Genomic DNA, 22,820 nt, shown 5'->3' with positions numbered 1-22,820 from the left:
AACATCAACTTTTATTCGCCGCCAAATCACTCACCAGCCGGTTCACCGGATCGCTCATGTTGGTGAATTTACTCAGTTCCGAGCGGGTTACCACCACAAATACACCAACGTTTTTCTGCGGGATCATCGCCATATAGGTGATAAAGCCGCCGCCACCGCCGGTTTTCTGAATAATCCCCGGCAGTTCACCGTTCGGCGCCATATACACCCATCCCAATCCCAGGGCGCTGGCTTCACCCGGCACATCCATTCCTTTCAGCGAAACCAGATCGTTACGCTGGAAGTACATGGTCTGCTCGCTGGCCGCGGTTGATTTGCGTGGGCCGGAGACGTTGGAAGTGAGGAACTGTTGCATCCAGCGCTGCATATCGCGTGGGGTGGAGTAGACGCCGCCGCTGCCGGCTGCGGCCGTGGTGTCGCGGCAGGCGCTAGGGCCGGCTGAGGCGACCATCAGCCGTGAGCACTGTTCGGCACTGGGGGTCAGGGTGGTGTCGACCATGCCTAGCGGCGCGGTGATTTTTTCTTTCAGCAGGGCGCTGTAAGGTTTGCCTGCCGCCCGTGACAGCGCATCCGCCAGCAGGTCATACGCCAGGTTGGAATAAGAGGCGCGTACGCCCGGCGGTACCGTCACGTTGGCGTGCTCCAGCCACTGCCAGCGCTGCGCTTTGGTCGGCCAGGTGAACACCGGCGTTTTTGGCGGTTTCTTGCCCGGTTGCTCACGCGGCAGGGCGCTGGTGTGGGTGGCCAGGTTCAGCAAGGTGATCGGCTGGCGAGCGTTATAAGCCGGTACGTAGGCACCTGACGGGGCGTATTTGCGCAGCGGATCGGTGAGCTTGACCCGGCCTTCCGCCGCCATTTTGACCATCACTTCGCTGGTCATCAGCTTGGTGATCGAGGCGATGCGGATCAGGGAATCCGGGCGCGGGCGCAGGTTGTTGCCGGGTTTGGTGTCGCCAAAACTGCGGTTAACCACCTGATTGCCGTCGATCACCACCAGCGCCATGCCGGTGGCGCCGCTGTTGTAGAAAATGTGCTCGGCATATTGGTCGACGATTTGCGAAGCCAGCTGCGGGGCGGCGGCCTGCGCGGCCAGCGGAGCGGCACACAGGCTCAGCGCCAGCAATGAAGCGGAGAAAGAGTTCTTCAACGGTCGTTATCCATTTTAAAAGGCAGCAGGGAAAGGGCCGGGGACGGCTTAATCTGCTGTCAGTGTAATGTGCCTGAGCCTTGGCTGCATGTGGAAAAAAGGCGGTTTGAGAAAAAATTTCCCACCGCCCTGATGCCGGTCAATCGTCCTACTGCGCGCGGGCGAAAATGGCGATCACTTCGTCCAGATGCGCTTTCATCGCCTTGCGTGCGCCACGCACGTCACGCGCCTCGATAGCGGCCAGAATTTCCCGGTGTTCCTGTTCGGAACGGTGCGGCATATCATCCGGCGTGTAGTGGCGCTGCAGTACGCGGAACATGCTGCCGTAGCGGTGGCCGAGCAGGTGGCCGATGATAAAGGCGTAAGCCGGGTTACCGCTGGCTTGGGCGATGCGGATATGGAACAACCGATCGCCGGGATGGGTGGCCGATCCTGCGCGGTTATCACGGCAGTTTTGCTCGTAGGCCTCGCGGATACCCGCCAGTTCCTGATCGGTGGCGTGGCGCGCCGCCAGTGCTGCGGTTTCGGGTTCGATCAACAGGCGGGTTTGCAGCAGTGAGAACGGCGGCAGCTCGGCGTTAAAATCCAGCTCGATATTCAATTCATCATCGATCTCTGCCCACTGATCCCGGCCAGCCTGGGCCATCACCGGCTCTTGCGATGTCATCACCGGCGTTTGCGCCCGGACGATCACCCCGTTGCCGACTTTGACATCCACCAGGCCAATCACTTCCAGCGCGATCAGGGCCTCTCGAACGGAGGCCCGGCTAACCTGTAACTGCTGGGCCAGATCGCGTTCGGAGGGCAGGCGGCTGCCGGGAGGAAATTCATTGTTATCGATAAGCCGTTTCAATTGGTCGGCTATCTGTCTGTAAATACGAGGGTTTTCCAGTCGGGTAATCGGCATTTTTTACCTTGGCCTTTTCCGTGTTAAGTGATTCAGCGCACAGTTATTAGTCAAACCGCTTGAGTAATCGTTATTCAAGTGTAAAAAATTGGTTAATCAAAAAGCTGTTCCAAGTGTATCTCATAACATTCTCACCAAACCATAACGCGTAAAGCGTCTTTTGTCATGTTAAAGGCCTGACCTTTGATCGCCTCAAGTGGCCTGACCATTAGACCTTTAAGCCAAGGGAGCGAAAATGAATTTAACCGGAAAACGCGTGCTGATCACCGCCGCCGGCCAGGGGATTGGCTTCAGTACCGCCAAACTTTTTGCTGAGGCAGGCGCGCAGGTCATTGCCACCGACATCAACACCGAGCAACTGCAGGGGTTGCCCGGCATCGTGCCAATGACGCTTAACGTCACCGATGCCGCGGCGATTGCGGCAGCGGCGGAAAGCCTTGGCCCGATCGACGTGTTGTTCAACTGTGCCGGCGTGGTGCACAGCGGATCGATCCTGGAGTGCAGCGAGGATCAGTGGGCATTTGCGCTGGATCTGAATGTGACCGCAATGTTCCGCATGATCCGCGCCTTTCTTCCCGGCATGCTGGCGCGAAAAAACGGGTCGATTATCAACATGTCCTCAGTGGCTTCCAGCGTGAAAGGGGTGCCGAACCGCTTTGCCTACAGCGCCACCAAGGCGGCGGTGATAGGCCTGACGCGTTCGGTGGCGGCGGATTACGTCACTCAGGGTATCCGTTGCAACGCCATTTGCCCCGGCACGGTGGAGTCGCCTTCGCTGCGGCAGCGCATCGCCGAGCAGGCGCGCGAACAGGGACGCAGCGAAGAAGAGGTGTACCAGGCGTTTGTGGCTCGTCAACCGATTGGTCGTATCGGCACCACCGGCGAGATCGCTCAATTGGCGCTGTATCTGGCCTCCGACGCCAGCTCCTACACCACAGGGACGGTACAGATTATCGACGGCGGCTGGAGCAACTGAGACCAGACGCTTTGGGCCGCTATGCCCAACCCATTTTTCACAGCGAGGACATCATGAAACTTTTACGTTATGGCGCGCCGGGACAGGAACGCCCAGGGATATTGGATCCGCAGGGGCAAATCCGTGACCTTTCGCAGCATATTGCCGACCTGAGCGGTGAAGCCTTGCTGCCGGGGACCTTGGACAAACTGCGTGCGCTGGACATCAACCTCCTGCCGCGGGTGGAAGGACAACCGCGACTGGGGCCGTGCGTGGGCCACATCGGTAAATTTATCTGCATTGGCCTCAATTATGCCGACCATGCGGCGGAAACCGGCGCGGCGATCCCCTCCGAGCCGGTGGTGTTCAACAAATGGACCAGCGCGGTGGTCGGGCCGAACGATGAGGTGCAAATCCCGCGTGACTCGCTCAAAACGGACTGGGAAGTGGAGCTGGGCGTGATTATTGGCCAGGGCGGAAGTTACATCAGCGAGCAGGATACGATGCGCCACGTCGCCGGTTACTGCGTGATTAACGACGTCTCGGAGCGTGAATTCCAGATTGAACGCGGCGGTACCTGGGACAAAGGCAAAGGCTGTGACACCTTCGGCCCCACCGGCCCCTGGCTGGTAACCGCCGACGAAATTGCCGATCCCCATAGCCTGAACCTGTGGCTGGAGGTGGACGGCAAGCGTTATCAGGACGGCAACACCAGCACCATGATCTTCCGCATTCCGCAAATTATCAGTTACCTGAGCCGTTTTATGAGCCTGCAACCGGGCGATGTGATCTCGACCGGTACGCCGCCGGGTGTCGGCATGGGGCAGAAACCAACGCCTCTTTACCTGAAAGCCGGACAGACGATGCGGCTGGGTATCGAGGGATTGGGTGAACAGCGTCAAACAACCGTACAGGCCTGATGGGGAGCATTGCCATGACAACGATTACCGCACTGCGGGTGGAAGATATTCGCTTCCCGACTTCACTGGCGCTGGACGGATCCGATGCGATGAATCCGGATCCCGACTACTCCGCCGCTTATGTGATCCTGGAGACCGATCGCGCCGATCTGAGCGGCCATGGGCTGACTTTTACCATTGGCCGTGGCAATGAGATCTGCTGCGCGGCGATCCGTGCACTGGAGCATCAGATCGTCGGTGTCACTCTGGAAGAGATCGCCGCCGATATGGGAGCCTTTTGGCGCCGTTTTACCAGCGACAGCCAGCTGCGTTGGATCGGGCCGGACAAGGGGGCGATCCACCTGGCGACCGGGGCGGTGATCAACGCGGTTTGGGATCTGTGGGCCAAAGCCGAGGGTAAGCCGGTGTGGCGGCTGGTGGCGGAGATGACGCCAGAGGAACTGGTGCGCTGCATCGATTTTCGCTACATCACCGACTGCATTACGCCGCAGGAGGCGCTCACGCTGCTCAAACAGCGGGCGCAGGGCAAAGAGCAGCGTCTGGAACGGCTGCTGCAGGAAGGCTACCCCTGTTACACCACCTCCGCCGGGTGGCTGGGCTACCCGGATGACAAACTGCGTCGACTGTGTCAGGAAGCGGTCGATGCCGGTTTCTCCTACCTGAAGCTGAAGGTGGGGCGCGATCTGGAAGACGATATCCGCCGCGTGCGCATTGCCCGCGAGGTCATTGGCCCCGATCGTCAACTGATGATCGACGCCAACCAGGTCTGGGAGGTCAACGATGCCATCCCGTGGGTGAAGCATCTGGCGTTCGCCAAGCCCTGGTTTATCGAAGAGCCCACCAGCCCGGATGATGTCGAAGGGCATCGCCGCATTCGCGAGGGGGTTCATCCGGTCAAGGTCGCCACCGGCGAGATGTGCCAAAACCGCATTATGTTCAAGCAGTTCATCATGCGCGAAGCGATTGACGTGGTGCAGATCGACGCCTGTCGCCTGGGGGGCGTCAATGAAGTGCTGGCGGTGATGCTGATGGCCGCCAAATACAACCTGCCGGTGTGCCCGCATGCCGGAGGCGTGGGGCTGTGTGAATACGTTCAGCATCTGTCGATGATCGACTACCTGTGCATTGCCGGTACCCACGAAGGACGGGTGATCGAATACGTCGATCACTTGCATGAACACTTTGTTCACCCTTGCGACGTCAAGGGGGCGGCCTATATGCCGCCACGTCATCCGGGTTATTCGATCGAGATGCATGCGTCGTCGCTTGAACAGTATCGGTTCCGCGGTTGAACGGGAAACAGGCCATGCTGCGCATCGATGCCCATCAACATTACTGGCAATACCATCCGCAACGCTACCCGTGGATCGGCGAGCAGATGGCGGTGCTGCAGCAGGATTTTGGCCCGGCTCAGCTTGATCCGTTGCTGCAGCGCCACGGTTTTGACGGTGCGCTGGTGGTGCAGGCCCGCTACGGCGAACAGGAAACACAGGAACTGTTGGCCCAGGTGCAGCAAAGCCGGGGTGTGTGCGGGGTCGTGGGCTGGCTGGACATTGCCGGACCGCAGCTGTCGCAGCGGCTTGATGAATGGCGGCAGCAGCCTCTGCTGCGTGGCCTGCGTCATCTGGTACAGGATGAACCGCAGCCGGACGCCTGGCTGGCGCGGCCGGAGGTGCGGCGCGGCATGCAGACGCTGCAGCGGCAGGGCTACGTTTACGACATTTTAGTCACCCATCGGCATTTGACGGCGGCGGCGCAGTTTGCCGCCGAGCACGACGATTACTGGTTGGTACTGGACCATCTCGGCAAGCCGGATATCGCTTTGGGCGCGAAGCACTGGGCGCAGCAGATCAAGCCGCTGGCGGCATTGGGCCATGTGGTCTGCAAACTGTCGGGGCTTATCACCGAAGTGCCCGGTGGCAGGTGGCAGGCATCGCAGCTGCTGCCGTTTTTTGATGCGGCGCTGGAGGTATTCGGCCCGCAGCGGCTGATGTTCGGTTCCGACTGGCCGGTGTGCCTGCTGGCCGGGGATTATGGCCAGGTTTATCAACTGAGTGAGCAGGCAATCGCCACGCTGAGTCCTTCGCAACAGGCGGAGATTTGGGGCGGTACCGCCTGCCGAATTTATGGCTTAACGGAGTCTGGTTATGGATCTGTATCTGAAAGATAAGGTGGTGATCGTCACCGGCGGCGGTTCCGGCATCGGCGCGGCCATCACCCTGCTGCTGGCGGAGGAAGGGGCGATCCCGGTGATTGTCACCAACGCTGCGCCAGAGGCGGAATTTCTGACGCAACTGCGGCAGTTGCAGCCGCGCAGTACGGTGATCATCACCGACTTATGCGAAGAGCGGGATTGTCGGCGGGCAGTGGCGCAAACGCAAGAGACCTTCGGCCGCATCGATGCGCTGGTGAATAACGCCGGTGTTAACGATGGTGTGGGGTTGGAGGCCGGACGCGAGGCCTTTGTCGGATCTCTGGAGAAAAACCTGATCCATTACTACCTGATGGCGCACCTGTGCCAGTCGGCGCTGCAAAACAGCAAGGGCGCCATCGTCAACATCGCTTCCAAAACGGCCTTGAGCGGGCAGGGCGGCACCAGCGGTTATACCGCCGCCAAGGGCGCCGTGCTGGCGTTGACCCGCGAGTGGGCGGTGTCGCTGCGCCATGAAGGCGTACGGGTGAATGCGGTGGTTCCGGCGGAGGTGATCACACCGCAGTATCAGCGCTGGATCAATACCTTCGAGCAGCCGGAACAGCAGCTTGAGAAAATTACCGCGCGCATTCCTTTCGAACATCGGATGACCACGCCGCAGGAAATCGCCAACACCGTGGTGTTCCTGATTTCATCGCGTTCGTCGCACACCACCGGGCAATGGCTGTCGGTGGATGGTGGTTATCTGCATCTTGATCGGGCGATCACATGAGTAGCGGGGCGGGCAGGGGACGGCGCTTTTGTCAGGCGCTCGATCTGGTCGACTCACCGGCGCTGATCGAGGAGTACCTGCACCATCACCAGCGTATCTGGCCGGAGATTGCCGCTCATCTGCGGGAGCACGGCATTTTGGATATGGAGATTTATCGGCTGGGTACCCGGCTGTTCATGATTGTTGACGTTAGTACCGAGTTCGATACCGCGCGGTTTGCCGCCGCGGGTCTGACCAACTCCCACGTGCAGCGCTGGGAAGCCCTGATGTGGCAATACCAGGTCGCCACCCCCTGGACGCCGAAAGGCGAAAAATGGGTGGAGATGGAGCAGATATTTTCTTTGCAAAAACAATAACATCGCTACCCTACCGAGGATATATCAATGCTTGCTGAAAAAAGTGCGGCCCCGCCACCGCTGGGCGTCAAGTCAACCGCCAACCTGCGCTGGGCTTTTATACTGGTCACTAGCCTGTTCTTTATGTGGGGGCTGTCGTATGGCCTGTTAGACGTATTAAACAAACACTTCCAGGAGACATTGCACGTTACCAAAGCGCAGTCGGGATTGTTGCAGGCAGCGTATTTCGGCGCCTACTTCCTGGTGGCGCTGCCCGCCGGCTATTTTATGGATAAGAAAGGGTACAAGGCCGGTATTTTGGTCGGGCTGTGCCTGTATGCGCTGGGGGCTTTGCTGTTTGTGCCGGCGGCATCCGCCAACAGCTTCGCCATGTTCCTGTTCGCGCTGTTTGTCATTGCCTGCGGATTGGGCTGTCTGGAAACGGCGGCCAACCCTTATGCCACGGTATTGGGCGACGCTAAAGGGGCTGAACGGCGGCTGAACCTTTCCCAGTCGTTTAACGGTCTGGGGCAGTTTATCGGCCCGATGATCGGCGGCACGCTGTTTTTCTCTGCCACCCAAGGGGCGAGCAGCGGCGACCAGAGCGCGGTGAAGATGACCTATGTGGCGATCGCCGTGCTGGTGCTGCTGATTGCCTTTTTGTTTGGCCGTACCCGGCTGCCGGACATTCGTGAGGAAGAGCAACCGGAACACGGCGAAATCGCTCAGGGGTTGTGGCAGCACCGGCACTTTGTCAGCGGAGTGATTACCCAGTTCTTCTATGTAGCAGCGCAGGTTGGCGTCGGTGCGTTCTTTATCAACTACGCCACCGAACACTGGAACGAAGTGTCCAACCAAAGTGCGTCCTACCTGCTTTCAATCGCCATGATTTGCTTTATGGTCGGGCGCTTCTTCAGCACCTGGCTGATGGGCAGGGTCAAGCCGGCCACGTTGCTGATGATCTACTCGCTGATTAACATTGTGCTGTGTGGCGTGGTGATGCTCAGCCTGGATGGGGTCTCGGTGGTGGCATTGATCGCGGTGTTCTTCTTTATGTCGATCATGTTCCCGACCATTTTCGCCCTGGGGGTGAAAAACATGGGCAAACACACCAAGCGCGCCAGCTCCTTTATGATCATGGCGATCGTCGGGGGGGCCATCATGCCTTACTTTATGGGGGCGCTGGCGGACAGATACAGTACGGCACTGTCGTATGTGCTGCCGCTGTTGTGCTTCGGCGTGGTGTTTGTGTACGGCCTGCAGCAGCGCCGTCGCTAAGCCCCCGGCCCGTCGGCTCAGACAGCGGCGGGCTGCACGCTAGGTGCCAGCTGGATATTATTGCGGCCGTTGTTTTTCGCCTGATACAGCGCGGCGTCGGCTGCGCGGATCGCCGAGGACACGTCCAGCTTGTCCAGTGCGGAGATTCCGGCGCTGAGCGTCACGGTAGTGGCTTCCAATTGGTTGAAGCGATGAGGAATTTTTAATCCCTGCACCCGCAGCCGCACCCGTTCGGCCAACTGGGTGGCGTAATCCTCGCTGACGTTGGTCAGCAGCACCAGAAACTCTTCCCCGCCGTAGCGCACCACAATATCGCGAGAACGCACCGAATCGCGGATGGTGATGGCAACCTGAACCAGCGCCTGATCGCCCATGGTGTGACCATAGTTATCGTTATAAGCCTTGAAATGGTCGATATCGAGTAACACCACGAAATGACAACCCGACGGCGGCACCGTCAGCATATTGATTTTATTTTCCAGTCCCCGGCGGTTATAAAGCCCGGTTAAGGGATCGATCATGCTCAAATTGCTGAATCTATCCCGCTCGTTATACAGATTGGCCACCAGCGTTTGGGTAAAAAGCTCGCTGCGTTTGAGCATCAGGTGATGAATAGAGAATGCGATAATCGGCAATATAGTAGTGAATACGATCCTGGTGGTATTGTGCATACCGTCCAGTAATAGAATGACCAGGGCGGAAGGCACGGCGTGCAGGCAAAAAGCGATAAAGTTATCGGTTAAGGCAATGGCGCTGATAAAAAACATACTGAACAGACTAATTAATAGAAAACTTTGATTGTTCGGCGCACAGTACTGACTTTTAACGTAAATATGCGCTGCCCACAGCAGGCCGAGCACGCAGGAAAATAGATTCAATTTTTTGACGTATAACCGTGGAGACTGCAAGGTAAATAACAGCGCCACCAGACAAAATATCGGTATACCTAATAAAGGTAGGGTAAAAGCGGGCTTGTCATTAAATGGGACCAATAATGTAAATATGGAAGAGGCAGCGTTCATCAACAAAAATAAAAATAATGATAAGCGGTGCTTGCTGTTCAGCAGTTCCTGATAAGAACGCGCGTTCATACGGAGTTCACTCTTCACAAAATCGATCTGTCGAAAAATTAAGGTGGCGAAAAATTCTTTCGGCGTGAATTAAACATCCGCATTGTATGGTTGTTGATTGTGATTATTCACATGCGAATTAGACTAAGAATTTTCTTATGGCAAACTATCATTTTTACACCGTTATGTCATCCGCGTTTGGTGGTTGCGGTGAAAATGATGCGCAGTGAAAAAAAGTGGTATATGATATTGGTTATCATTATCACTTGAAGGGTAGGGTTATCATGATTGCAGCCATGATTACCGCGTGTGGGTTGTGGGGCGTCAGCTGGTGCCTGGGCAATCGGCTGGCCAGCGCCTGGGGCGTTTTGTTGCCCTGCGCTTTAATGCCGTTACTGGCATTGATCAACCTGGATATGATGCAACTGCGTACGCTGATTGTGATCGCCATGCTGGCGACGCTGGTGATGTTGTTCAACAGCCGCTGGCGGCATTATCTGCTGCTGCCTTCCTGCATGGCATTGGCTGGGGGATTGGCGGCGATCAGCCTGAATTTCAATCTGGGATAAAAACGCAAAAATCACGCTATCGCGTGTTGGTTATCGTTTCGATTGGGAATGGCTTTGGAGGGGGACTTTCGAAGAGATTTATCGATTGGTGCGAAGAGAGGGACTTGAACCCTCACGTCCGTAAGAACACTAACACCTGAAGCTAGCGCGTCTACCAATTCCGCCACCTTCGCACAGCCGATAATCTTTATTTTGCTTTCGATTTATATCACCAGCTTGGTGCGAAGAGAGGGACTTGAACCCTCACGTCCGTAAGAACACTAACACCTGAAGCTAGCGCGTCTACCAATTCCGCCACCTTCGCATTGATGCTGTGCAATATAAATCATGTGGTTATTTGGTGCGAAGAGAGGGACTTGAACCCTCACGTCCGTAAGGACACTAACACCTGAAGCTAGCGCGTCTACCAATTCCGCCACCTTCGCATACCAGATACATTACCGGAGTAACGTTACCACGGAGGCGAATTCTAGAGATTTTGGCGGGTACGTCAATAGTTATTTCCCCTGTTTGCGGGCGTTTGCTGGAAAAATGTCCGTTTTGGGTGACTGATAGCGTTCAAACAGCCAAATCAGCCAGTCAATCAACACCCTGACCCGTGGCGCAAGGAAACGGCCAGGGGGATACATGACGTAAATGGGCATCGGCGGCGGTGGGGTTTCCGCCAACACTTCGATCAATTCTCCTTTCTGCAGCCAGGGTGCCAGCGAATAATGTGCCGCCTGTATCAGCCCCATGCCGGCGCGGCAGCCGCTGGTGTAGGCATCAGCCCCGCTGACGCTCAGTTTGGCGGGCAACTCGCGCAATTCCACTTTGCCGTTGCGGCAAAACTCCAGCGGATAATCCCGGTTGCTGGCGAGGGAAAAATAGCCCACCGCCAGGTGATGCTGCAGCTGGTCAATCGACTGCGGCACGCCGAACGCCGCCAGGTAGGCAGGGGAGGCGCAGGTCAGCTGTGGCAACATGGCAATGCGGCGCGCCACCAGGCTGTCATCTTCGGTTTCCCAGGCACGCAGCACGCAATCCACACCCTCGCGCAGTAAATCCACGTGGGTGTCGTTGGCACCCAATGCCAGGGTCAGATCCGGATAGCGCCGGTAAAAGTCATCCAATGCCGGAATAACGATTTCGCGCGCCAGCGAATGGGGCATATCGATACGCACTTTGCCGGAGGGCTGCAGTTTTTGGTGGCTGAACAGCGTGTCCGCTTCTTCCAGTGCGCCCAGCAGCTGTACGCAGCGCTGGTAATAAAGCGTGCCTTCGCTGGTCACCTGTACCTGACGGGTGGTGCGCAGCAGCAGGCGCACGCCGAGGCGCTGCTCCAGCCGCTTAAGCGCATTGCTGACCGTGGCGCGGGGTAACTGCAAGCGCTCCGCCGCCCGGCTGAAACTGCCCAGTTCGACGATACGGGTAAAAATGCGCATGGCCTGGATCTGGTCCATCTTGCCCGCTCCGTATTGTTAGTGATTTATGAACAGTGATGAGTAATCTGCATTATTTATCTTTTTAGGCGAAACAACCAGACTCTGTTGCATCAGCATCTTCGCTGATAAAAACCGCAAGAGGGCAACACAATGCAACAACGCAAATTAGGTCCCACTGGCCCGCTGGTTTCCGCTCTGGGGTTGGGTTGCATGGGGATGAGTGATTTTTATTCGACCGCTCACGATGAACAAGAAGCTATCGCCACGCTGCACCGTGCGCTGGAGTTAGGGGTCACTCTGCTGGATACCGCCGACATGTACGGCCCGCACACCAATGAACAGCTGATTGGCAAAGCGATCAAAGGCAAGCGGCAGCAGGTCTTTCTGGCCACCAAGTTTGGCATTGTGCGCGATCCGGCCAACCCTGCTGCGCGGGGCGTCAGCAGCCGACCGGAGTATATCCGCCGATCGGTGGAGGGTAGTCTGAAGCGTCTCGGGGTCGAGGTTATTGACCTTTATTACCAGCACCGCGTCGATCCCGAAGTGCCGATTGAAGAGGTGGTCGGCACGATGTCGGAGCTGATTAACGAAGGCAAGATCCGTTATATCGGGCTGAGTGAAGCTTCGGTCGCCACGCTGGAGCGTGCGCATAAAGTGCATCCGATTACCGCGTTGCAGACCGAGTATTCATTGTGGACACGCGATGCCGAACAGGGCGTATTGGCGGCCTGTGAACGCCTGGGGATTGGGTTTGTTCCCTATAGCCCGCTGGGGCGCGGTTTTCTCACCGGGGCGATCCAACGGCCGGAAGATCTGGACGCTGACGATTTCCGTCGCAGCAACCCGCGTTTTCAGGGGGAAAACTTTGCGCGCAATCTGGCTCTGGTGGAAAAAGTGACCGAGCTGGCTAAGCAGAAAGGCGTTGCGCCGTCGCAGTTGGCGTTAGCCTGGGTGTTGGCGCAGGGTGAGCATATTGTGCCGATCCCTGGCACCAAACGCCGTCGCTATCTGGAAGAGAATATCGCAGCCGCCGAATTGACGCTCAGCGCCGCCGAACTGGCGGCCATTGAGGCGGTATTCCCCCTGCAGGCCGCGGCGGGCGCACGCTATGGCACGGAGTCGATGACCTATATCAACGGCTGATAAAAAGGGCGCAGCGTGTAAACGCTGCGCCCTGATACGGAGACGCGTTAGCGGGTCGCCGTTACTTCTTTTTCTTGGTATCGCGCGGCGCACGGGCTACGGTCGCCTGATACACCTTGAAGCGGCCATTTTGTGCCAGCACTTCATGGCTGCCGAAGGTGGCGTCCAGAATGTCCGGGTACGGCAGGAAGGCGTTGGCCACGATGCGCAGGCGGCCGCCGATCGGCAGATGCTTCAATGCTCCACGGATCAGAGTTTCTGCTGCGGTCAGGCTGGTTTGCAGGCCATCATGGAACGGCGGGTTGGAGATGATCAGGTCGAAACGGCCGCTAATGTCGGAATAGACGTTACTGACGATCACTTCGCCCTCAATGCCGTTGGCGGCAAGCGTTGCCCGGCTCGATTCTACGGCGGCGGCGTTAACGTCGCTGAGGGTCAGCTTCATCTTCGGCGACAGTTTGGACAGTACGGAAGCCATCACGCCGGCACCGCAGCCCACGTCCAGCACCTTGCCTTTCATGTGTTTTTCCAGGGTCGACAGCAGCAGTGAGCTGCCGACGTCCAGCCCGTCGCGGCTGAACACGCCCGGCAGGGTTTTCACTTCCAGATCGTGCAGCTGATAGCTTTCCCACCAGTCTTCCAGGTTGAATTCGGTCTGCGTATCCAGACGGCCGTGATACAGGCCACAGCGACGGGCGCTGTCGATTTTCACCAGCGTTGCGTAGTCCTCCACCATCTGGTCGGCGCTGCGTACGCCGCTGCGGTTTTCACCGACCACGAACACTTCTGCGCCGACCGGCAGCAGGGCCAGAATGTTGCACAGCTGGAATTGCGCTTCCTGCTTGCTCTTCGGCCAATAGTAGATCAGCGTATCGCACTCGGCGACGAACGCGGCGTCCACGGTCAGCCCGAACTGCACGTTTTCGCCCATCGCCCGGTTCAGTAACTGCCAGTGATGGTACTGCTGGGTATGGACACGCACATCCGCGGCCTCGAATTGGGCCGGCAGGGCGTCCTGCAGGTCACCGGCAAACAGAACGCGGCGTTCGACAAACTCATCACTGTGGCGCAGCATAACTTCACTGGCGGGGGTTAATGCAGACATCAGGTTTTGGCTCCTAGAAATTAGACCGGGGATTATAGAGCTTTGTGGCGATATGTTCGACGGGTTTGTTGGCGCAGGCCGCGCGGGTTTGTTAGCATAGCGCGGCGCATGGCAGGCATGGCGCACCACAACGGTTAGATCCTGACAGGAATCGGCATGGCATCAAAACGCGACTGGCTGTTACAACAACTGGGTATTACGCAGTGGACATTGCGCCGCCCGGGCGTGTTGCAGGGCGAAGTAGCGGTCAGCCTGCCGCCCGAAGTGCGTTTGTTGATCGTGGCGCAGGCACTGCCTGAGCATAACGATCCGCTGTTTTGCGACGTGTTGCGCAGCCTGGGATTGACGCCGGCGCAAACCTACGGCCTGACGCCGGATCAGGTGGCGATGCTGCCTGAAGATACCGAATGCAACAGTTGGCGGTTGGGCGTTGCGGAGCCGCTCGCGGTGGCCGGCGCACAGCTACACAGCCCGGCGCTGGCCGAGCTTTCTCTCGATGCGGGTGCCAAACGCGCACTCTGGCAGCAGATTTGTCATCATGAACAGTATTTCTACCCTGACCGCGGCCGATCTGGCCACGGCCTTCAAGATTGAGCAAGCCAGTCACGCCTTTCCCTGGACGCAAGCCACCTTTACCAGCAATCAGGGCGATCGTTACCTTAACCTGAAACTGGACGCCGACGGGCAGATGGCGGGCTTTGCCATCACCCAGATCGTGCTGGATGAGGCCACGCTGTTCAACATCGCCATTCACCCCGACTGGCAACGTCGCGGCTTTGGCCGTCAGTTGCTGGAAGCCTTGATTGCACAGTTGGAAACCCGCGATGTGGTCACTTTGTGGCTGGAAGTGCGCGCCTCCAACCGCGCGGCGATTGCGTTGTATGAAGATCTCGGCTTTAACGAAGTGACCGTCCGCCGTAATTACTATCCGAGCGCCAATGGGCGTGAAGACGCCATTGTCATGGCGCTGCCGCTGGCCTAGCCGGCGTCTTGGTTTTAACTTCTTCCCGCCGGGAAAAGCATTGATTGTCACCGGTTGACAAATCAGCGAAAATGCCCGGCTATTATCTTTTATTTACCGCTTTGCCTGGCGCCGTGCGCGGCGCGTTCTGATGTTTTCGCAGGGCGGACTAACTGTAGAATCTGAAAAACATGTCTCCTAGTGAATTTGCCCGCGAAGTCTCGAAAAGAAGAACTTTCGCCATCATCTCGCACCCCGATGCTGGTAAAACCACCATTACCGAAAAGGTGTTGCTGTTCGGACAGGCGATCCAAACCGCCGGTACGGTAAAAGGCCGTGGCTCAAACCAGCACGCCAAATCCGACTGGATGGAAATGGAAAAACAGCGTGGTATCTCGATCACCACCTCGGTGATGCAGTTCCCGTATCGCGAATGCCTGGTTAACCTGCTGGATACCCCAGGGCACGAAGACTTCTCCGAAGATACTTATCGTACCCTGACCGCCGTCGACTGCTGTCTGATGGTGATCGACGCCGCGAAAGGGGTTGAAGATCGTACCCGTAAGCTGATGGAAGTAACCCGTCTGCGCGATACGCCGATCCTGACCTTTATGAACAAACTGGACCGCGATATCCGCGATCCGATGGAAGTGATGGACGAAGTCGAGCGTGAACTGAAAATCGCCTGTTCGCCTATCACCTGGCCTATCGGCTGCGGCAAGCTGTTTAAAGGGGTTTATCATCTGTACAAGGATGAAACCTACCTCTACCAGACCGGTAAAGGCCACACCATTCAGGAAGTGCGCATTGTCAAAGGCCTGGATAACCCAGATCTGGACGCCGCGGTGGGCGAAGATCTGGCCGCGCAGCTGCGTGAAGAGCTGGAACTGGTGCAAGGCGCTTCGCACGAGTTCGATCATGAAGCCTTCCTGAGCGGCGATTTGACCCCGGTCTTCTTTGGTACCGCGCTGGGTAACTTCGGCGTGGACCACATGCTCGACGGTCTGGTCGCCTGGGCACCGGCGCCGATGCCGCGTGATACCAACACCCGTAAAGTGGTGGCTGCGGAAGAGAAATTCACCGGGTTCGTGTTCAAGATCCAGGCCAATATGGATCCAAAACACCGCGACCGCGTGGCCTTTATGCGTGTGGTTTCCGGCCGTTACGAGAAAGGCATGAAGCTGCGCCAGGTACGCACCGGTAAAGATGTGGTGATCTCTGACGCCCTGACCTTTATGGCGGGCGACCGTTCGCACGTGGAAGAAGCCTATCCGGGCGATATCATTGGCCTGCACAACCACGGCACCATTCAGATTGGCGATACCTTCACCCAGGGTGAGGACATGAAGTTCACCGGTATCCCGAACTTCGCGCCGGAGCTGTTCCGCCGCATTCGCCTACGCGATCCGTTGAAGCAAAAACAGCTGCTGAAAGGCCTGGTTCAATTGTCCGAAGAAGGGGCGGTGCAGGTCTTCCGTCCAATTGCCAACAACGACTTGATCGTGGGCGCGGTGGGTGTGCTGCAGTTCGACGTGGTAGTTGCGCGTCTGAAAAGCGAATACAACGTCGAAGCCTTGTACGAGTCGGTCAACGTCTCTACGGCGCGCTGGGTGGAATGCAGCGACGTGAAGAAATTCGAAGAGTTCAAGCGTAAGAACGAGCTTAACCTGGCGTTGGACGGGGGCGACAACCTGTCTTACATCGCGCCAACCATGGTTAACCTGAATCTGACTCAGGAACGTTATCCTGAAGTGGTGTTCCGCAAAACGCGCGAACACTAACAGAACGACAGGGCGCCTTAGGGCGCCCTGTGTTACATTGCTTCACCCTATTCTGCTAATTAATAAATCCCCCTCATCAGTTTCACCTGCTTCCCGCATCCGCCAGCATCTGCCCGGCACCTCCTGCTTTTTCTGTCATATGGTCTATATTTAATAGGGCCTCACCCAGACGGTAAGCGTAATTCACTGTTTTTTGTCATGGTAATAGCGAGTTATTCGGTACTGTTGCCAATCAGAGACAGTGTGAATTGATGAATATCAATAACATAGCTTTAACCCTGATTTAACTGATCGGTGTTGTCGTCAATAGGCGACAGTTTTTAGGGCGATTAGTAATCAAATTTTGTTTTGTTATTGATTTATAAGGTTATTTTAAAGTTGGCACAGCCGTTGCAATAATCCTGGTGTGGCAACAATCGTCTTAGCGTGAATGTTTGAACGTATAGAAATCGTGAAGTATTCACTGAGTGAGTCGCGTTATGGCGACTGAAGGATCCGCAATCATTTTGGATCCATAACCAAAGGAAGAGATCGATGAAAAATACTAAATTTGCACAATCACTGATGGCTGTTGTTTTGGGTTCCGTTCTGGTTAGTGGCAGCGCGCTGGCTGAAGATACGCTGCTCAACAAAGCGTCGAGTGCCGCTGATAGCGCGGGTGCCAAAATCGATAGCTCCATGAAAAAAGTTGACGGCTACATGGATGACAGCGCAACAACGGCTAAAGTTAAAAGTGCGCTGGTGGATGATAAAACCATTACCAGCAGCGATATTTCGGTGAAAACGGAAAAAGGTACCGTTACCCTGAGCGGTTTTGTCGGCAGCCAGGCGCAGGCCGAGCATGCGGTTGAAGTGGCCGGTAAAGTCGAAGGCGTCAAATCCGTCAGCGACAAGCTGCACGTGAAAGACGAAAGCAAACAGTCCGTGAAGGCTTACGCCGGTGACACCGCGACCACCAGCGAACTGAAAGCCAAACTGCTGGCCGATGACATCGTGCCTTCACGCAATGTGAAAGTGGAAACCACCGACGGTGTGGTACAGCTTTCCGGTGAAGTGAAAACTCAGGCGCAGTCTGAGCGTGCAGAAAGCATCGCCAAAGCGATCGACGGCGTGAAAAGCGTTAAAAACGACCTGGTAGTTAAGCCGTAAGTTTAAGTACGCGTAACAACAAGCACCAAATCCTGGGTTGGCTAAAAGGTTAACCCGGGATGCACCATCAAAAAAAGAAACTGACCGGCAACCTGGAAGAGCCTGAAAAGGGCACGGGTTGCGATGTGTTTTTTCACTATGGTAAGGAGAAGCTTATGTTTCGTTGGGGCATTATCTTTTTAGTCATCGCACTGATTGCTGCGGCGTTAGGTTTCGGCTCTTTGGCGGGTACCGCCGCCTGGGCTGCAAAAATCGTCTTCGTCGTGGGGATCATTCTGTTCCTGGTCAGCCTGTTTACCGGCCGCCGACGTCCTTAGCTTTTCTCTCAAAGTGTAACAAAGCTTAATTCCTTTTCTCACCGCAGGGAGGTCAGTCATGAATAGCGACATCATCCTCGGACGCTGGAAACAGTTGAAGGGCCGGGTGTGTCAGGCATTGGCGGAGTGGTCCGACAATGACTGCATCTGGCTGATGGGAAGCAATGACTGCCTCTCTGGCGTACTGCAAGAGGATTACGGAAGAGAGCAAGACGAGGTATCCTCGGGTAAAACGTCTCACTGAGGATGCAGGGTTGGGATACAGAATACCCATCACGCTCGGCAATATAGAACCGCTGGCGTATAAACCATACCGGCCCGGTAAAATGGCGCTGGTGTGTGAAGGGGGCGGGCAGCGCGGCATTTTTACCGCCGGCGTGCTGGACGAGTTTCAGCGTGCCCGCTTTAACCCTTTTGATCTGATGATCGGCACTTCTGCCGGCGCGCAAAACCTCTCGGCCTTTATTTGTGGTCAGATGGGCTATGCGCGACGCGTGATCACCCGTTACACCACCTCCGCTGAATTCTTTAACCCGCTGCGTTTTGTACGCGGTGGGCATCTGATCGATCTCGACTGGCTTATAGATACCACCTCGCAGCAGCTGCCGCTGGCGATGGACGTGGCGGAAAAGCACCTGACCGATGGCCGTGAATTTTTGATGTGCGCCTGCCGCAGCGATGACTTTGAACCCACCTACCTGCCGGCGCAGCGCGCCAGTTGGCTACCGGCGATCAAGGCATCCAGCGCCATTCCGGGTTTTTACCGTATGGGCGTGGAGCTGGACGGCGTCAGCTATCAGGACGGCGGCATCAGCGATGCGATCCCGGTCGAAGAGGCATACCGTCGCGGCGCAGACACCATCGTGGTGATCCGTACCGTGCCTTCGCAGATGTATTACACCCCACAGTGGATGAAGCGCATGGAGCACTGGCTGAGCGAAAGCAGCTTGCAGCAGATGGTGCGCATCCTTCAACACCATGAACAAAGCTATCACCGCATTCAGCAATTCATTGAGAAGCCGCCCGGCAAGCTGCGCATCTTTGAAATTTTCCCGCCGAAGCCGCTGGCCAGCAATGCCTTGGGCAGCCGGCTGGCGTCGCTCAATCAGGACTATCACCTGGGGCGTCGCTGCGGACGCTATTTCCTGGCGACCGTCGGGCACTGGCTGGTCAAGCAGGACAAACTGGACGGTATGAAAGTGAAGAAGGCGCTGTCGCGCCGTTTGATTCAGCCGGAGAACGTCATTATGCCTTCGCCGATTGTGACCGACGTGACGCATCCGCGTGAGCTGTCGACCCAGCCGGAGGCCAATCTGGCCGCGAGAGAGATTATTCTGCCGGGTGATGTGCCGCCGGGCGAAGGTGGCCTGCTGTGAATCCTGACTTCATCGATACCCACTGCCACTTCGATTTCCCGCCGTTCAGTGGAAATGAACTCGAAAGCCTCGCGTTGGCTGAACAGGCCGGCGTACGGCGAATTATCGTGCCGACGGTCACTGCCGATCGTTTTGCGCGGGTGGTAAAACTGGCGCGCGACTATCCGCCGCTGTTTGCTGCCCTTGGGCTGCACCCGCTGTATATTGCCCAGCATCAGGAAGCGGAGCTTGAGCAGTTGGCGGGGTTTCTGGCCAGCCGACCCCAGAAGCTGGTGGCGGTGGGGGAGATTGGTCTGGATTTGTATATGGAGAACCCGCAGTTCGAACGACAACAGCGAGTGCTGAAGGCCCAGTTGAAGCTGGCCAAGGAATATGACCTGCCGGTGATCCTGCATTCTCGCCGCAGTCACGATCAGCTGGCGGCGATGCTGCGTCGCGCTGAGCTACCGCGCCGGGGCGTGGTACACGGTTTTGCCGGCAGCCTGTCCCAGGCGCAGGCGTTTATCCGCCTGGGGTATTACATCGGCGTGGGGGGTACCATCAGCTATGAGCGGGCACAGAAAACCCGTAGCGTGATGGCCCAACTGCCGTTGACCTCCTTACTGTTGGAAACCGATGCACCGGACATGCCGCTGGCCGGCTACCAGGGGCAGCCCAACCGCCCTGAACGTGCTGCTGAAGTTTTCCAGGTGTTGTGCCAGCTGCGCCCGGAGTCTCCCGATCAGATTGCGGCCCAGCTGCAACACAACACCCACGCCTTGTTTACCTTTTAGGTCTCTGTTACGCAATAACTGTGATGCCTGTCACATTATAAGATTTTCATTTGCTTCTTGTTGTATGCATTTGTGACATAAATCGGTGCGGGGACTACCTCGCTCCGTATAATCGCACCCCGAAATCACTCTAAAGCAACCCCGTGTTCCTCTCTGACAGGGATGCATTTCTTTTTCGCAACAGGGATACTTTGCATGCAACTCATCATGAGCCTGGTCGGCATGGCGGTGCTGATCGCCATTGCGGTGCTGCTCTCCAGCAACCGCCGCGCGATTAACCTGCGCACCGTTATTTGGGCATTTGTTCTTCAGATCGCCATCGGCGCACTGGTGCTGTACGTTCCGGTGGGGCGCGCGATTCTCGGCGGCATGTCGGCGGGTGTGGCTAACGTGATCGCCTACGGCAACCAGGGGATCTCCTTCATCTTCGGTGGCCTGGTTTCCGACAAGATGTTTGAAGTCTTCGGCGGCGGGGGGTTTGTGTTCGCGCTGCGCGTACTGCCGGTGATCGTGTTCTTCTCCTCGCTGATTGCGGTGCTGTATTACCTCGGCATCATGCAATTGGTGATCCGCGTGTTGGGTGGCGGCTTGCAGAAATTGCTGGGCACTTCGCGGACCGAATCGCTGTCGGCGACCGCCAACATTTTTGTCGGCCAAACCGAAGCCCCGCTGGTGGTGCGCCCGTATATCGCCACCATGACCCAGTCTGAGCTGTTTACCGTGATGTGCGGCGGCCTGGCCTCGGTGGCCGGTTCGGTGCTGGCCGGCTATGCCCAGATGGGCGTGCCGCTGGAATACCTGATCGCCGCTTCGTTTATGGCTGCGCCGGGTGGCCTGCTGTTCGCCAAACTGATGGTGCCGGAAACCGAAAAAACCCACGATAAAGACGACGCGATGAAGTTGATCGCAGAAGATGAACGCCCGGCCAACGTGATCGATGCGGCAGCTTCAGGTGCCGCTTCCGGCATGCAGCTGGCGCTGAACGTCGGCGCGATGCTGTTGGCGTTTATCGCGTTAATCGCTTTGCTGAACGGTATCCTTGGCGGCATCGGCGGCTGGTTCGATTATCCGCAGCTGTCGCTGGAGCTGATACTGGGTTGGGTGTTCTCACCGATCGCCTTCCTGATCGGCGTACCTTGGCATGAAGCGATGGCCGCCGGCTCGTTTATCGGCCAGAAGATTATCGTTAACGAGTTTGTCGCCTACATGAACTTCGGTGCTTACCTGCGTCCGGATGATGTGGTGGCGGCAGAAGGTCTGCAGGTGTTGTCCACGCACACCAAGGCGATCATCTCCTTCGCGCTGTGCGGCTTTGCCAACCTGTCGTCGGTGGCGATCCTGCTCGGCGGGCTGGGCAGCATGGCACCGAACCGTCGTCACGACATCGCTCGTTTCGGTCTGAAAGCCGTGGCTGCGGGTACACTCTCCAACCTGATGAGTGCAACCATCGCCGGGTTCTTCCTGGCGCTGTAACCCCGGTCCTGTCCTGTGATAGCGCCGCGAGCCCTATTGCAGGACAGCGCCTATACTCTAAGACGTGCACAGCGTGCCGTGCCCGCGTCCGTTTCTTTAGCGAATTTGTGAACGATATCGCGTTATTTTGTGATGGTCTTCACATATAATTCCGGCCTGTTACAGTGCTATTTCATATAGTGTGACCCCGAACGCGAATTGCCTCCGGCGATCGTGTTCAAATAGCTATTACTGACCCTGCGCGATGCGAAGGGTTATGTGCGGTGAGAAGGATCTCAGTTGCCGCGGTGGGAACCCGTTCCCCAGCGCTATCTTCAAGGAACCAAGTCCGCTCGCCAACACCCAGGTTCTCAGTTGGAGAGTTTTATGACCGAATTAACCGCAGCAGCGCAACGTGCGCTGACCTTAATGGATTTGACCACGCTGAACGACGACGACACCGATGAAAAAGTGATCGCGCTGTGTCGTCAGGCAAACAGCCCGGCCGGCCATACCGCGGCCATCTGCATTTACCCGCGTTTTATCCCGGTGGCGCGCAAGGCTCTGCGTGAGCAGGGGACGCCGGACATCCGCATTGCGACCGTCACCAATTTCCCGCATGGCAACGACGATATCGAAATCGCGCTGGCGGAAACGCGCGCGGCTATCGCCTATGGCGCCGATGAGGTGGACGTGGTGTTCCCTTACCGCGCGCTGATCGCCGGTAATGAGCAGGTGGGTTTTGAACTGGTCAAACAGTGCAAGCAGGCCTGCCAGGCGGCCAACGTGCTGTTGAAAGTGATTATTGAAACCGGTGAACTCAAGCAGGCCAGCCTGATCCGTAAAGCATCGGAAATCGCCATCAACGCCGGTGCTGACTTTATCAAAACTTCTACCGGTAAAGTGCCGGTCAACGCGACGCTGGAAAGCGCCGAGCTGATGATGTCGGTGATCCGCGATCTGGGCGTTGCCAAAACGGTGGGCTTCAAGCCGGCCGGTGGCGTGCGCACAGCTGAAGACGCGCTGCATTATCTGCAACTTGCCGATCGTATTCTGGGCGAAGGTTGGGCCGATGCGCGTCATTTCCGCTTCGGGGCTTCCAGTCTGTTAGCCAGCCTGCTGACGACGCTGGGCCACAGTGCCGGGCCGTCCGGCAGCGGTTACTGATCGATTACGTCGGCAAGGCGAGATGATCGCCGGCCTGCACTCTACTCTAGCTAAAACAGGGGGACGC

Annotated in this window: 24 protein-coding genes and 3 tRNA genes; 19 read left to right on the top strand and 8 right to left on the bottom strand. The window is 57.1% G+C overall.

Annotation, left to right across the window (positions count from 1 at the left end; all coding sequences use genetic code 11):
* Positions 1–4: 4 nt before the first annotated feature.
* The gene (gene ampH, locus H5P17_RS00580) at positions 5–1,147 is read right to left on the bottom strand and encodes a D-alanyl-D-alanine-carboxypeptidase/endopeptidase AmpH (RefSeq protein WP_182820736.1); all 1,143 of its coding nucleotides are present in this window, start codon (positions 1,145–1,147) and stop codon (positions 5–7) included.
* A gap of 148 nt (positions 1,148–1,295) precedes the next feature.
* Positions 1,296–2,054, bottom strand: coding sequence for a FadR/GntR family transcriptional regulator (locus H5P17_RS00575; protein ID WP_020825094.1), 759 nt, complete (start codon positions 2,052–2,054; stop codon positions 1,296–1,298).
* A 235-nt stretch (positions 2,055–2,289) separates the two neighbouring features.
* Between H5P17_RS00575 and H5P17_RS00570 the strand changes: the two genes are divergently transcribed.
* From H5P17_RS00570 to fucP, 7 genes are read left to right on the top strand one after another with little or no spacing between them, the layout of a single operon-like run.
* The gene (locus H5P17_RS00570) at positions 2,290–3,030 is read left to right on the top strand and encodes an SDR family oxidoreductase (RefSeq protein ID WP_044554082.1); all 741 of its coding nucleotides are present in this window, start codon (positions 2,290–2,292) and stop codon (positions 3,028–3,030) included.
* Positions 3,031–3,083: 53 nt separating this feature from the next.
* Complete coding sequence (locus H5P17_RS00565; RefSeq protein ID WP_182820734.1) at positions 3,084–3,929, top strand: fumarylacetoacetate hydrolase family protein; 846 nt, start codon at positions 3,084–3,086, stop codon at positions 3,927–3,929.
* 14 nt (positions 3,930–3,943) lie between these two features.
* A complete protein-coding gene (locus H5P17_RS00560) occupies positions 3,944–5,221 on the top strand; it encodes an L-fuconate dehydratase (protein ID WP_044554083.1) in 1,278 nt (425 codons plus the stop codon).
* A gap of 14 nt (positions 5,222–5,235) precedes the next feature.
* Positions 5,236–6,099, top strand: coding sequence for an amidohydrolase (locus H5P17_RS00555; protein ID WP_182820732.1), 864 nt, complete (start codon positions 5,236–5,238; stop codon positions 6,097–6,099).
* The gene (locus H5P17_RS00550) at positions 6,077–6,853 is read left to right on the top strand and encodes an SDR family oxidoreductase (protein ID WP_182820730.1); all 777 of its coding nucleotides are present in this window, start codon (positions 6,077–6,079) and stop codon (positions 6,851–6,853) included. Before H5P17_RS00555 ends, H5P17_RS00550 begins: the two co-directional genes overlap by 23 nt.
* Complete coding sequence (locus tag H5P17_RS00545; protein WP_182820728.1) at positions 6,850–7,209, top strand: L-rhamnose mutarotase; 360 nt, start codon at positions 6,850–6,852, stop codon at positions 7,207–7,209. Before H5P17_RS00550 ends, H5P17_RS00545 begins: the two co-directional genes overlap by 4 nt.
* 27 nt (positions 7,210–7,236) lie before the next feature.
* Positions 7,237–8,466, top strand: a complete 1,230-nt coding sequence (gene fucP / locus H5P17_RS00540) for an L-fucose:H+ symporter permease (protein WP_182820726.1) — start codon at positions 7,237–7,239, stop codon at positions 8,464–8,466.
* Between the two features lie 17 nt (positions 8,467–8,483).
* Here the strand turns inward: fucP and H5P17_RS00535 are convergent, their stop codons facing one another.
* A complete protein-coding gene (locus H5P17_RS00535) occupies positions 8,484–9,557 on the bottom strand; it encodes a GGDEF domain-containing protein (protein WP_044554088.1) in 1,074 nt (357 codons plus the stop codon).
* Between the two features lie 263 nt (positions 9,558–9,820).
* On the opposite strand from H5P17_RS00535, the gene H5P17_RS00530 reads away from it, so the two are divergent.
* The gene (locus tag H5P17_RS00530) at positions 9,821–10,105 is read left to right on the top strand and encodes a DUF1435 domain-containing protein (protein WP_020825103.1); all 285 of its coding nucleotides are present in this window, start codon (positions 9,821–9,823) and stop codon (positions 10,103–10,105) included.
* A gap of 86 nt (positions 10,106–10,191) precedes the next feature.
* On the opposite strand, the gene H5P17_RS00525 is transcribed toward H5P17_RS00530, so the two are convergent.
* The 4 genes from H5P17_RS00525 to H5P17_RS00510 form a co-directional block, all read right to left on the bottom strand.
* A tRNA-Leu gene (locus H5P17_RS00525) sits at positions 10,192–10,278 on the bottom strand.
* A 44-nt stretch (positions 10,279–10,322) separates the two neighbouring features.
* Positions 10,323–10,409, bottom strand: a tRNA-Leu gene (locus tag H5P17_RS00520).
* 34 nt (positions 10,410–10,443) lie between these two features.
* Positions 10,444–10,530: transfer RNA gene (locus tag H5P17_RS00515), tRNA-Leu, on the bottom strand.
* Between the two features lie 72 nt (positions 10,531–10,602).
* A complete protein-coding gene (locus H5P17_RS00510; RefSeq protein WP_182820724.1) occupies positions 10,603–11,547 on the bottom strand; it encodes a LysR family transcriptional regulator in 945 nt (314 codons plus the stop codon).
* A gap of 132 nt (positions 11,548–11,679) precedes the next feature.
* Between H5P17_RS00510 and H5P17_RS00505 the strand changes: the two genes are divergently transcribed.
* Positions 11,680–12,672, top strand: a complete 993-nt coding sequence (locus tag H5P17_RS00505; protein WP_044554090.1) for an aldo/keto reductase — start codon at positions 11,680–11,682, stop codon at positions 12,670–12,672.
* A gap of 61 nt (positions 12,673–12,733) precedes the next feature.
* On the opposite strand, the gene rsmC is transcribed toward H5P17_RS00505, so the two are convergent.
* On the bottom strand, positions 12,734–13,777 hold the full coding sequence (gene rsmC, locus H5P17_RS00500) for a 16S rRNA (guanine(1207)-N(2))-methyltransferase RsmC (RefSeq protein WP_182820722.1): 1,044 nt from the start codon (positions 13,775–13,777) through the stop codon (positions 12,734–12,736).
* 156 nt (positions 13,778–13,933) lie between these two features.
* Between rsmC and H5P17_RS00495 the strand changes: the two genes are divergently transcribed.
* The 10 genes from H5P17_RS00495 to deoC all read left to right on the top strand — a co-directional run bounded on the left by H5P17_RS00495 (position 13,934) and on the right by deoC (position 22,753).
* On the top strand, positions 13,934–14,371 hold the full coding sequence (locus H5P17_RS00495) for a DNA polymerase III subunit psi (RefSeq protein WP_020825107.1): 438 nt from the start codon (positions 13,934–13,936) through the stop codon (positions 14,369–14,371).
* The gene (gene rimI, locus H5P17_RS00490; RefSeq protein ID WP_182820720.1) at positions 14,316–14,759 is read left to right on the top strand and encodes a ribosomal protein S18-alanine N-acetyltransferase; all 444 of its coding nucleotides are present in this window, start codon (positions 14,316–14,318) and stop codon (positions 14,757–14,759) included. Before H5P17_RS00495 ends, rimI begins: the two co-directional genes overlap by 56 nt.
* Positions 14,760–14,929: 170 nt before the next feature.
* Positions 14,930–16,519, top strand: a complete 1,590-nt coding sequence (prfC, locus tag H5P17_RS00485; protein WP_182820718.1) for a peptide chain release factor 3 — start codon at positions 14,930–14,932, stop codon at positions 16,517–16,519.
* 534 nt (positions 16,520–17,053) lie between these two features.
* On the top strand, positions 17,054–17,668 hold the full coding sequence (osmY, locus tag H5P17_RS00480; protein WP_020825110.1) for a molecular chaperone OsmY: 615 nt from the start codon (positions 17,054–17,056) through the stop codon (positions 17,666–17,668).
* A gap of 155 nt (positions 17,669–17,823) precedes the next feature.
* Positions 17,824–17,985 carry a DUF1328 domain-containing protein gene (locus H5P17_RS00475; protein ID WP_004857650.1) on the top strand — a complete coding sequence of 54 codons (162 nt, stop codon included), beginning with the start codon at positions 17,824–17,826 and terminating at the stop codon, positions 17,983–17,985.
* A gap of 58 nt (positions 17,986–18,043) precedes the next feature.
* A complete protein-coding gene (locus H5P17_RS00470; protein WP_037424142.1) occupies positions 18,044–18,229 on the top strand; it encodes a stress response protein in 186 nt (61 codons plus the stop codon).
* Between the two features lie 10 nt (positions 18,230–18,239).
* Positions 18,240–19,361, top strand: coding sequence for a patatin family protein (locus H5P17_RS00465; RefSeq protein WP_182820716.1), 1,122 nt, complete (start codon positions 18,240–18,242; stop codon positions 19,359–19,361).
* Entirely contained in the window at positions 19,358–20,134 is a 777-nt protein-coding gene (locus tag H5P17_RS00460; protein ID WP_182820714.1) for a TatD family hydrolase, read from the top strand. The genes H5P17_RS00465 and H5P17_RS00460 overlap by 4 nt, the downstream gene beginning before the upstream one ends.
* 195 nt (positions 20,135–20,329) lie before the next feature.
* On the top strand, positions 20,330–21,607 hold the full coding sequence (locus tag H5P17_RS00455; RefSeq protein ID WP_255477842.1) for a NupC/NupG family nucleoside CNT transporter: 1,278 nt from the start codon (positions 20,330–20,332) through the stop codon (positions 21,605–21,607).
* A gap of 366 nt (positions 21,608–21,973) precedes the next feature.
* Positions 21,974–22,753, top strand: coding sequence for a deoxyribose-phosphate aldolase (deoC, locus tag H5P17_RS00450; RefSeq protein ID WP_182820712.1), 780 nt, complete (start codon positions 21,974–21,976; stop codon positions 22,751–22,753).
* Positions 22,754–22,820: the final 67 nt, after the last annotated feature.

The sequence above is a fragment of the Serratia sp. OS31 genome (genome assembly GCF_014164835.1).
Lineage (GTDB): Bacteria > Pseudomonadota > Gammaproteobacteria > Enterobacterales > Enterobacteriaceae > Serratia > Serratia liquefaciens_A.
Note: the sequence above shows the minus strand (reverse complement) of the source record. Positions and strands in the feature narration are given on the sequence as shown.

Bases quoted from the DNA above. Each gene is read 5' to 3' on its own strand.
- H5P17_RS00575 (WP_020825094.1), bottom strand. From the start codon at position 2,054: ATGCCGATTACCCGACTGGAAAACCCTCGTATTTACAGACAGATAGCC.
- H5P17_RS00570 (WP_044554082.1), top strand. From the start codon at position 2,290: ATGAATTTAACCGGAAAACGCGTGCTGATCACCGCCGCCGGCCAGGGG.
- H5P17_RS00565 (WP_182820734.1), top strand. From the start codon at position 3,084: ATGAAACTTTTACGTTATGGCGCGCCGGGACAGGAACGCCCAGGGATA.
- H5P17_RS00560 (WP_044554083.1), top strand. From the start codon at position 3,944: ATGACAACGATTACCGCACTGCGGGTGGAAGATATTCGCTTCCCGACT.
- H5P17_RS00555 (WP_182820732.1), top strand. From the start codon at position 5,236: ATGCTGCGCATCGATGCCCATCAACATTACTGGCAATACCATCCGCAA.
- H5P17_RS00550 (WP_182820730.1), top strand. From the start codon at position 6,077: ATGGATCTGTATCTGAAAGATAAGGTGGTGATCGTCACCGGCGGCGGT.
- H5P17_RS00545 (WP_182820728.1), top strand. From the start codon at position 6,850: ATGAGTAGCGGGGCGGGCAGGGGACGGCGCTTTTGTCAGGCGCTCGAT.
- fucP (WP_182820726.1), top strand. From the start codon at position 7,237: ATGCTTGCTGAAAAAAGTGCGGCCCCGCCACCGCTGGGCGTCAAGTCA.
- H5P17_RS00535 (WP_044554088.1), bottom strand. From the start codon at position 9,557: ATGAACGCGCGTTCTTATCAGGAACTGCTGAACAGCAAGCACCGCTTA.
- H5P17_RS00530 (WP_020825103.1), top strand. From the start codon at position 9,821: ATGATTGCAGCCATGATTACCGCGTGTGGGTTGTGGGGCGTCAGCTGG.
- H5P17_RS00510 (WP_182820724.1), bottom strand. From the start codon at position 11,547: ATGGACCAGATCCAGGCCATGCGCATTTTTACCCGTATCGTCGAACTG.
- H5P17_RS00505 (WP_044554090.1), top strand. From the start codon at position 11,680: ATGCAACAACGCAAATTAGGTCCCACTGGCCCGCTGGTTTCCGCTCTG.
- rsmC (WP_182820722.1), bottom strand. From the start codon at position 13,777: ATGTCTGCATTAACCCCCGCCAGTGAAGTTATGCTGCGCCACAGTGAT.
- H5P17_RS00495 (WP_020825107.1), top strand. From the start codon at position 13,934: ATGGCATCAAAACGCGACTGGCTGTTACAACAACTGGGTATTACGCAG.
- rimI (WP_182820720.1), top strand. From the start codon at position 14,316: ATGAACAGTATTTCTACCCTGACCGCGGCCGATCTGGCCACGGCCTTC.
- prfC (WP_182820718.1), top strand. From the start codon at position 14,930: ATGTCTCCTAGTGAATTTGCCCGCGAAGTCTCGAAAAGAAGAACTTTC.
- osmY (WP_020825110.1), top strand. From the start codon at position 17,054: ATGAAAAATACTAAATTTGCACAATCACTGATGGCTGTTGTTTTGGGT.
- H5P17_RS00475 (WP_004857650.1), top strand. From the start codon at position 17,824: ATGTTTCGTTGGGGCATTATCTTTTTAGTCATCGCACTGATTGCTGCG.
- H5P17_RS00470 (WP_037424142.1), top strand. From the start codon at position 18,044: ATGAATAGCGACATCATCCTCGGACGCTGGAAACAGTTGAAGGGCCGG.
- H5P17_RS00455 (WP_255477842.1), top strand. From the start codon at position 20,330: ATGCAACTCATCATGAGCCTGGTCGGCATGGCGGTGCTGATCGCCATT.
- deoC (WP_182820712.1), top strand. From the start codon at position 21,974: ATGACCGAATTAACCGCAGCAGCGCAACGTGCGCTGACCTTAATGGAT.